At 71.6% G+C, this 12,941-nt stretch carries 9 protein-coding genes and 1 pseudogene; 9 read left to right on the top strand and 1 reads right to left on the bottom strand.

Annotated features, from left to right (window positions below; translation table 11 throughout):
- From ALA01S_RS34045 to ALA01S_RS21755, 8 genes and pseudogenes are all read left to right on the top strand, one after another.
- Positions 1 to 375 (top strand): annotated as a pseudogene (locus tag ALA01S_RS34045) (PhaM family polyhydroxyalkanoate granule multifunctional regulatory protein); the annotation flags it as partial.
- A 126-nt stretch (positions 376 to 501) separates the two neighbouring features.
- The gene (locus ALA01S_RS21785) at positions 502 to 1,701 is read left to right on the top strand and encodes an FIST signal transduction protein (protein WP_066340977.1); all 1,200 of its coding nucleotides are present in this window, start codon (positions 502 to 504) and stop codon (positions 1,699 to 1,701) included.
- Between the two features lie 413 nt (positions 1,702 to 2,114).
- Positions 2,115 to 3,005, top strand: coding sequence for a LysR substrate-binding domain-containing protein (locus ALA01S_RS21780; RefSeq protein WP_066340975.1), 891 nt, complete (start codon positions 2,115 to 2,117; stop codon positions 3,003 to 3,005).
- A gap of 184 nt (positions 3,006 to 3,189) precedes the next feature.
- The gene (locus tag ALA01S_RS21775; protein ID WP_066340973.1) at positions 3,190 to 4,851 is read left to right on the top strand and encodes an L-lactate permease; all 1,662 of its coding nucleotides are present in this window, start codon (positions 3,190 to 3,192) and stop codon (positions 4,849 to 4,851) included.
- An 82-nt stretch (positions 4,852 to 4,933) separates the two neighbouring features.
- Complete coding sequence (locus ALA01S_RS21770; RefSeq protein WP_066340971.1) at positions 4,934 to 6,430, top strand: FAD-linked oxidase C-terminal domain-containing protein; 1,497 nt, start codon at positions 4,934 to 4,936, stop codon at positions 6,428 to 6,430.
- Between the two features lies 1 nt (position 6,431).
- The gene (gene glcE / locus ALA01S_RS21765) at positions 6,432 to 7,562 is read left to right on the top strand and encodes a glycolate oxidase subunit GlcE (protein ID WP_066340969.1); all 1,131 of its coding nucleotides are present in this window, start codon (positions 6,432 to 6,434) and stop codon (positions 7,560 to 7,562) included.
- Between the two features lie 15 nt (positions 7,563 to 7,577).
- Complete coding sequence (gene glcF / locus ALA01S_RS21760; protein WP_066340967.1) at positions 7,578 to 8,837, top strand: glycolate oxidase subunit GlcF; 1,260 nt, start codon at positions 7,578 to 7,580, stop codon at positions 8,835 to 8,837.
- Between the two features lie 414 nt (positions 8,838 to 9,251).
- Complete coding sequence (locus ALA01S_RS21755; protein WP_066340966.1) at positions 9,252 to 11,489, top strand: sensor histidine kinase; 2,238 nt, start codon at positions 9,252 to 9,254, stop codon at positions 11,487 to 11,489.
- Between the two features lie 46 nt (positions 11,490 to 11,535).
- Here ALA01S_RS21755 and ALA01S_RS21750 read toward each other — a convergent pair whose 3' ends face one another.
- Positions 11,536 to 12,168, bottom strand: a complete 633-nt coding sequence (locus tag ALA01S_RS21750) for a CDP-alcohol phosphatidyltransferase family protein (RefSeq protein WP_066340964.1) — start codon at positions 12,166 to 12,168, stop codon at positions 11,536 to 11,538.
- A gap of 71 nt (positions 12,169 to 12,239) precedes the next feature.
- On the opposite strand from ALA01S_RS21750, the gene ALA01S_RS21745 reads away from it, so the two are divergent.
- Positions 12,240 to 12,896 (top strand): hypothetical protein, encoded by a 657-nt coding sequence (locus tag ALA01S_RS21745; protein WP_066340962.1) that lies wholly within the window; start codon positions 12,240 to 12,242, stop codon positions 12,894 to 12,896.
- The last annotated feature ends 45 nt before the right edge of the window (positions 12,897 to 12,941 follow it).

The following is a 12,941-nucleotide window of genomic DNA, read 5'->3' as shown; positions in this document are numbered from 1 at the left end:
ACCCCCGCGCCGACGCCCACGCCCACCCCCGCCCCCACCGCGGCACCCAAGGCCGCCGCCGCGGACGGAGCCGCCAAGCCCGCCGCGGGCGTGGTGGACCCGATGCAGTGGTGGACGGCGCTCACGCAGCAGTTCGGCCAGCTCGCCGCCCATGCGCTGCAGGAGGGCGCAGCCGCCGCCGACGCCGCCCGCACCACGCTGGCCAACTCCATGGCCCAGGCCGCGGCCAATGCCAGCGCCGCCGCCGGCACCTCGGCCACGCCAGCCGGCGCAGCCGGCAAGCCCGCCGCCGGTGCGGCCGACACCCCCGAGGCCGCCGACACCCCGGCCGCCGCCGCGGCCAAGGCTGCGCGCAAGCGCCCGGCCGCCAAGTGATCCTGCCTGGGCGGCTGCACGGCCCGGGCGCGTTGGGCGCCCGGCTTGCCCGCTGGGCCGCACCGGATCGGCCGTCGTGCCGCGCCGCCGCGTGACAGCGCCGACGGCGCGCCCCCACACTGCACCATGGACACCTTCCTGCACGCCCACGCCACGCACCCCGACTGGCGCTACGCCCTGGAGCTTGCCAACGCGCAGCTGCGCGCGCAGCGGGCGGCGCACCCCAAGGGCCACGGTCCCAACCTGGGCTTCGTCTACTTCAGCGACATCTACGCGCCGCAGGCCGAGGAGCTGCTGCAGGCGCTGCGCCACGACTGGCCCGGCCTGTCCTGGGTGGGCGCCTCCGGCGTGGGCATCAGCGGCAGCGGGGTGGAGTATTTCGACGAGCCCGCGCTGGTGCTCATGCTGGCGCGGCTGCCCGCGGGCAGCTTCCAGGTCTTCTCGGGCACCCGGCCGCTTGGGCTGGACGCGCACACCGCGCTGGTCCACGCCGACCCCTCCACGCCGGACCTGGCCGAGCTGATCGCCGAGATGAGCGAGCGCACGGCGGCCGGCTACCTCTTCGGCGGCCTGGCCTCGGCGCGCGGGCAGTCGCTGCAGATCGCCGACGGCGTGTTCCGCGGCGGGCTCTCCGGCGTGGCCTTCACGTCCGAAGTCGGCCTGATCTCGCGCGTCACCCAGGGCTGCACGCCCGTGGGCCCGGTGCGGCGCGTGACCGCGGCCAACGAGCACCTCGTCCTGGAGCTGGACGGCAAGCCCGCGCTGGACGCGCTGCTGGCCGACACGGGCGTGGACCTCTCGCACCCCACCGTGGCACTGCCGCGGCTGCGCTCCACGCTGGCCGGCGTGAGCGACGCGCGCGAGGACACGCTTTCGCGCGGCGGCCAGTTCGGCGAGAACACCCGCGTGCGCCACCTCATCGGCCTGGAGCCGGGACGGCGCGGCGTGGCGCTGGCCGAGGCCGTGGAGGTGGGCCAGCAGATCGCCTTCTGCCAGCGCGACGCCGTGGCCGCGCGGCGCGACCTGGTGCGCATCTGCGCCGAGATCCGCGAGGAGATCGAGGCCGGCATCGAGGCGCCGGCCGCGCCGCCCCCGGGCGGCGGCGCGGAGCTGGCGGCGGCCTCGCGCATCGCGGGGGCGCTCTACATCAGTTGCGCCGGGCGCGGCGGGCCGCATTTCGGCGCGCCCTCGGCGGAGCTGCAGATCGTCCAGCACGCCCTGGGCGACGTGCCGCTGGCCGGCTTCTTCGCCAGCGGCGAGATCGGCCACCACCACCTCTACGGCTACACCGGCGTGCTGACGGTGTTCACGGCGGCGCAGGGCTGAGCGGCCACATGCGTTGCGGTGCGGCCCAGCGAAGGAATGCCGTCATTGCCGCCAAGGCGCGGGGCTGGCCGGGGAAGGCTGTCATGCCCTGTCAGCCCTGTGGCCAGGGCGCCCCGCCCCCCGATCCGTCATGCCCGCGAAAGCGGGCATCCACGCCTGCCGCGGCGCCGGCATGGCAGCGTTGCCCTTGGGCCGTGCGGTTCGAAGGCCCCACCGCGGCGATCGTGGATGCCCGCTTTCGCGGGCATGACGAAGCAGGGAACGCGGCGGCTTGGCTCACGCGATGCGAAGGCCGCTCGGCGCCCTCTGGACGGCAAGGCGCTTTCCCGCGCATGACGCGCACGCTCCACTCGCCCGGCCAAGGCGCCGGGCGCCGCGGCACCCCGCCTGCACCCCATTCCTGAAGGTCCGCCATGGCCCCGCCGCGCATCCCGCCCATCCACTGCCTGCAGAGCTTCGAGGCGCTGGCGCGGCTGCGCAGCGTGACGCTGGCGGCCGAGGAGCTCAGCGTCACGCCCAGCGCGGTGAGCCACCGCATGCGGCAGCTCGAATCGCACCTGGGCGTGCGCCTGTTCGCCCGCGGCGACTTCACCCTCACCGCCGACGGCGCCGCCTACCTCGGCCACGTGCGCCAGGGCCTGCGCGCGCTGCAGCAGCTCCCGGGCAGCGCCGTGCAGCGCACAGGGGCGCCAGTGCGGCTGCGGCTGGCCGTCACGCCCACCTTCTCGCGCGAAATCCTGCTGCCCAAGCTGGCGCTGTTCCGCCATGCCTACCCGGAAGTGGACCTGATCATGCAGGTCGCCATTCCGCTGCTGGACGTCAAGGCCGAGGAGACCGACCTCGAAATCCGCTACGGCACCGGCCCCTACGCCGACGTGGAGCAGGTGTGCGTGCTGCGCGACGAGGTCTGCCCCGTGTGCAGCCCCGAGTACCTCAACGAGGCCGGGCCCTTCGACGGCTTCGACTCGGCCGAGGTCGTCTCGCGCGCGAGGCTCATACGCAGCCCGCTGGAGCCCTGGGGCACGTGGTTTCGCGCCTGCGGCATCGGGCTGCCCGAGCCGCGCAGCGGCGGCACGCAGTTCAACGACATCGGCTTGATGCTGGACGCCGCGGCGGCCGGCTTCGGCGTGGCACTGGCGCGGCTGCGCCTGGCCAAGACCTGGCTGGACAACGGCCGCCTGGTGCGGCTGTCGGCCCGCAGCGTGCACTCGCCCCAGCACCATTTCCTGTGCTGGAAGCCCGGCACGCTGGAGCGCTGGGAGTGCGCGGCCTTCGTGGAATGGGCCAAGGTCTCGCTCGGGTAGGCCCTCCGAGAAAAGTCGCCGGCGTGACAAAGCTGACGCGTGCCTGACCTGTCTTGAAAAACGCTCATGCCGGATATGAAGAATCTTCATTTCCCGGCCGATAGGCGGTCCTACAGTCGCGCCCCCATGGGGTGGCGACTTGTCCGCCGTCAACGCTTTTCGAGAACTCTTCAGGAGACACGCCATGGTCTGGCAACAGGTCTACGACCCATTCGGCAACATGTTCATCTCCACATTGATGGGAGCCATTCCCGTCGTGGTGATGCTGGCCTGCCTGGGCTTCTTCCACATCAAGGCCCACATCGCCGCGGGATTGGGCCTGCTGTCGGCCTTCATCATTGCCGTGTTCGTGTACGGCATGCCGGCCTCCTTGGCGGGCAACGCGGCCTTCCTGGGCGGCCTCACCGGCCTGCTGCCCATCGGCTGGATCGTCCTGAACATCATCTTCCTGCACCAGCTCACCGAGCAGAACGGCAGCTTCAAGGTCCTGCAGGACTCGATTGCCGGCATCACGCAGGACCGCCGGCTGCAACTGCTGCTGATCGCCTTCGCCTTCGGCGCCTTCTTTGAAGGCGCGGCGGGCTTCGGCACGCCGGTGGCCGTGACGGCCGCCATCCTGATCGGCCTGGGCTTCTCGCCGCTGGCCGCTTCCGGCCTCTCGCTGATCGCCAACACCGCCCCGGTGGCCTACGGCGCGCTGGGCACGCCGGTGATCACGCTGGCGCAGGTGCATGGCTACGACCTGCATGCCGTGTCGTCCATGATCGGCCGCCAGCTGCCCTTCTTCTCGCTGCTGGTGCCCTTCTGGCTGATCTGGGCCTTCGCCGGTCGCAAGGCCATGATGGAAATCTGGCCCGCCATCCTGGTAACGGGCGCGAGCTTCGCGCTGTCGCAGTTCGTGGTGTCCAACTACATCGGCGTGGAGCTGGTGGACGTGATCGCCGCCATCGTCTCCATGGTGGCGCTGGTGAGCTTCCTGCGCGTGTGGCAGCCCAAGAAGATCTGGACCTCCGTGTCGCTCAAGGGCCATGACAAGGACGGCGGCGAGGCCAAGGCGCCCATGCCCGTGGTCAAGCACCCCATCGGCGACGTGATCCGCGCCTGGACGCCCTGGGCCATCCTGACCATCTTCGTGTTCATCTGGGGCCTGCCGGAAGTCAAGAAGTACTTCAACGGCATCTACGCGCCCAAGTTCCCGATCGAGGGCCTGCACAACCTGGTGGAGAAGGTGCCGCCGGTCGTCCCGACGCCCCACAAGGAAGCCGCGATCTACACGCTGAACCTGCTGTCGGCCACCGGCACGGGCATCCTGCTGGCGGCCATCGTGGGCGGCCTGATCATGAAGTACAGCCCCGTGGCGCTGGTGAAGTCCTTCTTCCGCACCATCTGGCTGGTCCGCTACTCGCTGCTGACCATCGTGCTGATGTTGGCCCTGGGCACGCTCACGCGCTTCTCCGGCACCGACACCACGCTGGGCCTGGCCTTCGCCAACACCGGCTGGATGTACCCCTTCTTCGGCACGCTGATGGGCTGGCTGGGCGTGGCGCTGACGGGCTCGGACACCGCCTCCAACGTGCTCTTCGGCGGCATGCAGAAGGTGGCGGCCGAGCAGCTGGGCCTGTCGGCCAACCTGATGGGCGCGGCCAACAGCTCCGGCGGCGTCATGGGCAAGATGATCGACGCACAATCCATCGTCGTTGCCTCCACCGCCACGCGCTGGTTCAACCACGAGGGCGACATCCTGCGCTACGTCTTCTTCCACTCGGTGGCCCTGGCCTGCCTGGTGGGCATCTTCGTGACGATGCAGGCCTACGTCTGGCCCTTCACGCTGATGGTGGTCAAGTAATCACCTGACGCTTGCAGACCGGCCCCGAGGGGCCGGTTTTTCATTCAGCCCCCCGCTTGCAATCCATTACAGGAGGCCGTCCATGAACGCTTCCCAAGACCTGCCGTCCGCAGCCGAGCGCGCCCAACGCCGCGCGCAGGTGGTGGCCGCGCTGCAGGCCGCCGTTCCGGCGCACGCGCTGCTGTGGCGCGACGAAGAAACCACGCCCTACGAGTGCGACGGCCTCACCGCCTACCGGCAGTCGCCGCTGGTGGTGGCGCTGCCCGAGACCGAGGAACAGGTCGCGGCCGTGCTGCGCGCGTGCCACCCGCTCAACGTGCCGGTGGTCGCGCGCGGCGCGGGCACGGGCCTGTCGGGCGGCGCCATGCCGCACGCCCTGGGCGTGACGCTGTCGCTGGCCAAGTTCAACAAGATCCTCAAGGTCGATCCGGTCAGCCGCACCGCCGTCGTGCAGTGCGGCGTGCGCAACCTCGCCATCAGCGAGGCCGCCGCGCCCTACGGCCTCTACTACGCCCCCGACCCCAGCAGCCAGATCGCCTGCACCATCGGCGGCAACGTCGCCGAGAACTCCGGCGGCGTGCACTGCCTGAAGTACGGGCTGACGGTGCACAACGTGCTCAAGGTGCGCGGCTTCACGGTGGAAGGCGAGGCGGTGGAGTTCGGCTCCGACGCGCTGGACGCCGCCGGGCTGGACCTGCTCACGGTGCTGGTGGGCAGCGAAGGCATGCTGGCCGTGGTGACCGAGGTGACGGTCAAGCTGGTCCCGAAGCCGCAACTGGCGCGCTGCATCATGGCCAGCTTCGACGACATGCGCAAAGCCGGCGACGCCGTGGCCAGCATCATCGCCGCGGGCATCATCCCCGCCGGGCTGGAAATGATGGACAAGCCCATGACGGCGGCGGTCGAAGACTTCGTCCACGCCGGCTACGACCTCACGGCCGAAGCCATCCTGCTGTGCGAGAGCGACGGCACGCCGGAAGAGGTCGAGGAGGAAATCGGCCGCATGGTGGCGGTGCTCGAAGGCTGCGGCGCCATCGGCATCACCGTCAGCCGCGACGAGGCGCAGCGTTTGAAATTCTGGAGCGGGCGCAAGAACGCCTTCCCGGCCTCGGGGCGCATCAGCCCCGACTACATGTGCATGGACTCGACCATCCCGCGCAAGCGCCTGGCCGACATCCTGCTGGCCATCCAGGAGATGGAAAAGAAGTACCAGCTGCGCTGCGCCAACGTGTTCCACGCGGGCGACGGCAACCTGCACCCGCTCATCCTGTTCGATGCCAACGACCCCGACGAGCTGCACCGCTGCGAGCAGTTCGGCGCCGACATCCTGGAGACCAGCGTCGCCATGGGCGGCACGGTGACGGGCGAGCACGGCGTGGGCGTGGAGAAGCTCAACTCCATGTGCGTGCAGTTCAGCCCGGCCGAGCTGGAGCAGATGCTGGCGCTGAAGTCCGCCTTCGACCCCGCCGGCACGCTCAACCCCGGCAAGGCCGTGCCCAGCAAGCACCGCTGTGCCGAGTACGGAAAGATGCATGTGCGCAAGGGCCTGCTGCCCTTCCCCGAGCTGGAGCGCTTCTGACATGAACGCATTCAACAACCCCGGGGCGCAGGACCCCGTGCTGGCGCGCCTGATCGACCAGGTGATGACCGCCCGCGCCGCCCAGGGCGCATTCGAGATCCGCGGCCACGGCAGCAAGCGCTTCTATGGCGAGCTGCCGCGCGGCGAGGTGCTGGACACGCGGGTGCTCACGGGCATCAGCAGCTACGAGCCCACCGAGCTGGTCGTGACCGTGCGCGCCGGCACGCCGCTGCAGGAGCTGGAAGCCGCGCTGGCGGCGCAAGGCCAGTACCTGGCCTTCGAGCCGCCGCGCTTCCAGGGCGAGGGCGGCACCGGCACCGTGGGCGGCATGGTGGCCGCGGGCCTGGCCGGCCCCTCGCGCGCGGCCGTGGGCAGCGTGCGCGACTACGTGCTGGGCGCCACCATGCTCACCGGCAAGGGCGAAGTGGTGAGCTTCGGCGGCCAGGTGATGAAGAACGTGGCGGGCTACGACGTGGCGCGCATGCTGGCCGGCTCCATGGGCTTCCTGGGCCTGATCTGCGAGGTGAGCCTCAAGGTGCTGCCCATGCCCGTGGCCACGCGCACGCTGCGCTTTGCCGTGGACCAGGCGCAGGCGCTGAAGCGGCTGAACGCCTGGGGCGGCCAGCCGCTGCCCGTGAACGCCAGCGCCTGGTGGAACAACACGCTGGTGGTGCGCCTGTCCGGCGCGCGCGCCGCGGTGGACGCCGCCACGGCCGGCCTGGGCGGCGAGGTGCTGGACGACGCGGCGGCGGCCGCCTTCTGGCTGGGCCTGCGCGACCAGCGCGACGACTTCTTCCAGCTCGCCCACACCGCGGTGCTGCAGGGCGGCGGCCGGGCGCTGTGGCGCCTGTCGGTGCCGCAAGTGGCCGCGCCGCTGGACGAGCTGGGCGGCAACCAGCTCGTCGAGTGGGGCGGCGCGCAGCGCTGGCTGCTCACCGAGGCCCCGGCCGCGCAGGTGCGCGACGCCGCGCGCCGCGCCGGCGGCCATGCCGTGCTGTTCGCGGCGCAGGACAAGTCCGCGGGCGTGCTGGCCCCGCTGCCGGCGCCGCTGGCACGCATCCACAAGCAGCTCAAAACCGCATTCGACCCGGACCGGGTGTTCAACCCCGGCCGCCTCTACGCGGATCTCTGAATCCGAGACTCCCCGATGCAAACCAATCTCGCTCCCGAGTTCCACGACACGCCGGAAGGCCAGGAAGCCGAAGCGATCCTGCGCAAGTGCGTGCACTGCGGCTTCTGCACCGCGACCTGTCCGACCTACCAGATCCTGGGCGACGAGCTGGACGGCCCGCGCGGGCGCATCTACCTGATGAAGCAGGTGCTCGAAGGCGCCGAGCCCACGCGCGCCACGCAGTTGCACCTGGACCGCTGCCTGACCTGCCGCAACTGCGAAAGCACCTGCCCCTCCGGCGTGAGCTACGGGGCGCTGGCCGACATCGGCCGCAACATCGTCGAGAAGAAGGTGCAGCGCCCGGCCGGCGAGCGCGCCAAGCGCTGGCTGCTCAAGGAGGGCCTGACCTCGCCGCTGTTCGCCCCGGCCCTGAAGCTGGGCCAGGCGCTACGCCCGCTGGTGCCGGCCAGCCTGCGCGAGAAGGTGCCTGAGAAGACGCCGCCGCGCGCCCACGAATGGCCCAGGCGGGAGCACGCCCGCAAGGTGCTGATGCTCGCGGGCTGCGTGCAGCCCGCCATGGCGCCCAACATCAACGCCGCCACGGCGCGGGTGCTGGACGCCGCGGGCATCCAGGTGCTCACCTCGCCCAAGGCCGGCTGCTGCGGCGCGATCCGCTCGCACCTGTCCGACCACGAGGGCGGCCTGGACGACATGCGCCGCAACGTGGACGCCTGGACGCCGCTGCTGGACCAGGTGGAGGCCATCGTCATGAACGCCTCCGGCTGCGGCGTGATGGTCAAGGACTACGGCAAGGCCCTCAAGCACGACCCGGCCTACGCCGCGCGCGCCGCGCGCATCTCGGCGCTGACCAGGGACTTGTCCGAGCTGCTGCCGGACCTGGTGCCGCTGCTGGCGCCCAAGCTCGCGGGCAAGGTGCCGCAGCCGGACGTGCCGGCCGGCGCCGTGCCGCGCAAGCTGACCTTCCATCCGCCGTGCACGCTGCAGCACGGGCAGCAACTGCGCGGCGGCGTGGAGTCGGGGCTGCGGGCGCTGGGCTTCGAGGTGAGCCTGGCCGTGGGCGAGGCGCACCTGTGCTGCGGCTCGGCGGGCACGTACTCGGTGCTGCAGCCGGAGCTGTCGCACCAGCTGCGCGACCGCAAGCTGGGCCAGCTGCTGCCCACGCAGCCGGACTGCATCGTCTCGGCCAACGTGGGCTGCATCCAGCACCTGCAAAGCGGCACCGGCACGCCGGTGCGGCATTGGGTGGAGGTGGTGGACGAGGCGCTGGCGCGCTGAAGCGGCGGCGCCGGCTTTTTCAAGCCTGGCTTGAAGCCGCCTGCGCGGATGGCCGCTTGAAGCCGCGGTCATCCGCATGAACGAAGAAGGGCCGGGGCGCTGCCGCCGGCCCTTTTGCTTTTGGGGCAAGGGCCGCTCGAAACCGATGCCGCTCAGGCCGGACCACCAGGTACTGCGGCAGCGGCAGCAGCAGCAGCGGCGACACGAAAACCAGGCCCCACATCAGCCCCGTGCGGCCAGGGCGGACAGCGTTCCACTCCACATGCGTGGATTGCCGATGGCGGGAACAAGCCTGCCCCAAGGCGCGGGACGCACAAATTTTTTCCAGGCTTTCGCTTCGCGCAAACTCTTTGTGGTGTCCTATTTGCTCATGCGCGGGCCCATGCGTTCCCGTGCATACCGCAACGCCATGACATGAAGCCTGCTGCCTCCCCTTCCACCGCCGCGGTCTGGCCGCCGCTGCTGCTGGTGGGCGGCCTGCTGGCCTGCGTGGGTCTTGGGCTGTGGCAGCAGCGGGCCAACGAGGCGGCGGTGCGCCAGGAACTGGCGCAGACGGCCGAACGCACGGCCGAGCGGCTGCGCCGGCGCATGCAGCTCTGCGAAAACGGGCTGCTGGCCACGCGCAGCGCCGTCATCACGGCCGGGAGTTCGGTGGCGGAGATCACGCACGAGCAGTTCCACCGCTACGGGCGCTCGCTGGACCTGCCGCGGCAGTTCCCGGGCCTCAGCGGCGTGAGCTTCATACGCCGCGTGCCGGTGGCGCAGGAGGCGGCTTTCGTGGCCGGCATGCGGCGCGAGGGGTTCAGCGATTTCCGCATCCGCCAGGTCGGCCCAAACGCGGGCGAGCGCTTCGTCATCCAGTACATGGAGCCGGGGAACAACCCCACCGTGCTGGGGCTGGACGTCGCCTCCGACCCGGCGCGGCGCGGCGCGGCGCTGGCATCCATGCGCAGCGGCGAGCCGCGCCTGAGCGCCCCTTTCGCGCCGGAGGACGACCCCGCACAGCACCTGCACACCTTCGCCCTCATGGTGCCCGTGTACCGCGACATCGCCACGCCGGCGCCCGCGCTGCGCGAGGCCGACACCGTGGGCTGGGCCAACGTGCGGCTGCTGCTGGACGAGGTGCTGCGCGACTTCGACCGCGAGGGCGGCGCCTTCGCCCTGGCCCTGGCCGACGCCACGCCGCCCGGCGCCCCGGTGCGCTTCTTCACCTCGCCGGACTGGACCGAGCCCGCGGCGGGCGAGCCGCAGCAGCAGGTGACGCTGCAGCTCTACGGGCGCACCTGGCAGGTGGAGCTGCGCGCGCTGGCGCCGCTGGTGCAGCGGCTGCGGCTGCGCGACCCGCTGGCGCTGGCGCTGCGCGGCGGCGCCGTGGCGGCGCTGCTGTCGCTGCTGCTGCACGTGGTGCTGCACTCGGCGCAGCAGCGGCGCGCGGCGCAGGCGCGCATCGCGGAGCTCAACGCCACGCTGGAGCAGCAGGTCGGCCGCCGCACGGCGGAGCTGCGCGCCATCCTGGACAGCGCGGCCAGCGCCATCATCGCCACCGACATGGAAAGCCGGGTGATCGCATTCAATCCCGCGGCCGAAGCCATGCTGGGCCTGAGCGCGGAGCAGGCGCTTGGACGCTCCATGTTGGACTTCCACGAGCCCGCCGAGCTGCTCGAGCGCGTGCACCTGCTGCCGGTCGAGATGCGCGGCCAGGCCTCGGCCCTGCCGCCGCAGCCTACGCCCCCGGGCACGGCGGCGCTTGCCGGCGAACGCAATGAGTGGACCTACGTGCGCGCCGACGGCACGCGCTTTCCCGGGCTGCTGAGCCTGAGCCCGCTGCGCGACGACCTGGGCCAGCCGCACGGCTTCCTGGCCGTGATCGTGGACCTGAGCGAGCGCAAGACCCTGGAACGCGCCCTGGAGCAGCGCACCCTGCAGGCCGAAGCCGCCAGCCAGGCCAAGAGCGCCTTCCTGGCGCACATGAGCCACGAGTTCCACACGCCGCTCAATGCCGTCATTGGCCTGAGCCAGTTGCTTGGAAAAATGGACTTGCCCGCCAAGGCCCACGAGTTCGCGCAGCTCATCTGGCAGGCCGGCGACGAGCTGCTGGCGCTCACCGACGACGTGCTGGACCTCTCGCACCTACAGGCCGGCGAGCTGCGGCTGGACGCCCAGCTCTTCGAGCCCGCGGCGCTGCTGGACGACGTGCTGGCCTACATGAGCCCGCTGGCGGCCCAAAAGGGCTTGCAACTGCGCTGGGACATCGCGGCCGAGCTGCCGCCCCAGCTGCGCGGCGACCCGCTGCGCCTGAAGCAGGTGCTGTTGAAACTGCTGGGCAACGCGGTGAAGTTCACCGGGCAAGGCAGCGTGTCGCTGCGCGTGGCGGTGGCCGCGCGCGAGCCGGGCCGGGTGCGGCTGCTCATGGAGGTGAGCGACACCGGCCCGGGCATAGAGCCGCAGGCGCGCCAGCGCATCTTCGACGCCTTCGCGCAGGGCGACGCCTCCAGCACGCGGCGCTTCGGCGGCACGGGCTCCGGCCTGCCCATCGTCCGCCACCTCGTGGCGCTCATGGGCGGCGAGCTGACGCTGCACAGCGACCCCGGACAGGGCAGCCGCTTCGGGGTGGCGGTGGATCTGGAGGAACCCGCCCTGGACGCCGGCTGAGGGGCCGGCGGTCCCGCGGCGGGGCCTCAGTGCCTTGGGCGGCGGCTCACAGCTTGGGAATGCGCACCGTCTTGCTGATCATCAGCGAGCCCGACAGGACGAACAGCAGCGAGAGCGGGTGCAGCACCCAGGGGCCGAGCTGCCAGGCGCCCAGCCACAGGTCGTCGCCCAAGCGGTCCTGCCAGGCGGCCAGGGCCAGCACGGCAGTGAGCAGCACGCTGGTCGGGATGGGCGTGCCCTCGAAGTACTTCACCTTGTCGCCGCCTTCGGACAGCGTCTCGGCCGTCACGTTGTAGCGGGCCAGGCGGCTCACGCCGCAGCAGACGAAGTAGATCAGCGCGGCCACGTCCCAGCCGCCGTCCATGCCCGCGGCGTGCGCCAGCACCGCCGGGGCCACGCCGAAGGAAACGATGTCGGCCAGCGAGTCCAGCTCGCGCCCAAGCGCCGAGGCCTGGCGGCGCCAGCGCGCCACGCGGCCGTCGAGCACGTCGAAAGCCAGCGCCAGCGGCGCCATGGCCGCGGCCAGCAGGAAGCGCCCCGTGTCCGGATCGGCCATGTAGCCCATGGCCAGCAGCACCCCGGCCATGCCGCAGGCCGCGTTGCCCAGGGTGAAGAAATCCGCCAGCGCGAAGCCGCGGAGCATGGAGAAGTGGCGCGCGGGGCGCGTGGTCGTGGTCATGTGTTTCAACCTCCGTCGATCTGGCTGCTGCAGGGCATGCTGCTTGCCTGCCTGCAGGCCAGGAGACCGTCATGAGTTCGAGCACGAGACATGCCCTGCCGGCGCGCGGCGCCGCCCAACGATCCACGGCCCTGGCCGGCGCCGCGCTGGCGGCGGCCCTGCTGGCCGGCTGCGCCACGGGGCCGGACGCCACGTGGTCCGACCCGCAACTGGCCGCACGGCCGCTGCAGGGCGCACGCGTGATGGTCGTGTGCGAGGCCGTGGACACCACGCTGCAGCAGGTGTGCATGGACCGCATGGTCGACGAGGCCACCGCGCGCGGCCTCACCCCGGTGCGCGCCACGCAGCCGCCGCCCTCCGGCCGCGTGGGCCAGGGGGCGGACGCCTACTTGGGCGCGGCGCGCGCGGCCGGCGCCACGGCGCTGCTGCTGACCTCGGTGACGCCGGACAACTCGCGCGTGTACCAGCCCTCGCCCTTCTCGCTGGGCATAGGCGGCTTCAGCTTCGGCGGGCATTCCGGCGCGGGCGTGGGCGTGTCGGTGCCCATCGGCGGCGGCGGCATGGCCTCCAGCTCCGGTTATGCGGCCAACAGCAGCTTCTCCGACACCGGCAACGGCCGGCTGCTGTGGTCGGCCCGCACCAGCACCACCACCACCGACTTCAACGCCGGCATGCAGACCATGTCGCACACGCTGCTGGAGGCGGCGGAGAAGGCGGGGGTGTTTTGAGCGGGTGAGTGGGGTTGTGAAGCTCGGGTTGATGGGTTGAGGACG

Source organism: Azohydromonas lata NBRC 102462 (assembly GCF_001571085.1).
Lineage (GTDB): Bacteria > Pseudomonadota > Gammaproteobacteria > Burkholderiales > Burkholderiaceae_C > Azohydromonas > Azohydromonas lata.
Note: the sequence above shows the minus strand (reverse complement) of the source record. Positions and strands in the feature narration are given on the sequence as shown.

What these genes read in the sequence shown, in the direction of transcription:
- ALA01S_RS21775 (WP_066340973.1), top strand. Translation starts at nt 3,190, where the DNA reads ATGGTCTGGCAACAGGTCTACGACCCATTCGGCAACATGTTCATCTCC.
- glcF (WP_066340967.1), top strand. Translation starts at nt 7,578, where the DNA reads ATGCAAACCAATCTCGCTCCCGAGTTCCACGACACGCCGGAAGGCCAG.
- ALA01S_RS21780 (WP_066340975.1), top strand. Translation starts at nt 2,115, where the DNA reads ATGGCCCCGCCGCGCATCCCGCCCATCCACTGCCTGCAGAGCTTCGAG.
- ALA01S_RS21745 (WP_066340962.1), top strand. Translation starts at nt 12,240, where the DNA reads ATGAGTTCGAGCACGAGACATGCCCTGCCGGCGCGCGGCGCCGCCCAA.
- ALA01S_RS21750 (WP_066340964.1), bottom strand. Translation starts at nt 12,168, where the DNA reads ATGACCACGACCACGCGCCCCGCGCGCCACTTCTCCATGCTCCGCGGC.
- ALA01S_RS21755 (WP_066340966.1), top strand. Translation starts at nt 9,252, where the DNA reads ATGAAGCCTGCTGCCTCCCCTTCCACCGCCGCGGTCTGGCCGCCGCTG.
- ALA01S_RS21770 (WP_066340971.1), top strand. Translation starts at nt 4,934, where the DNA reads ATGAACGCTTCCCAAGACCTGCCGTCCGCAGCCGAGCGCGCCCAACGC.
- ALA01S_RS21785 (WP_066340977.1), top strand. Translation starts at nt 502, where the DNA reads ATGGACACCTTCCTGCACGCCCACGCCACGCACCCCGACTGGCGCTAC.
- glcE (WP_066340969.1), top strand. Translation starts at nt 6,432, where the DNA reads ATGAACGCATTCAACAACCCCGGGGCGCAGGACCCCGTGCTGGCGCGC.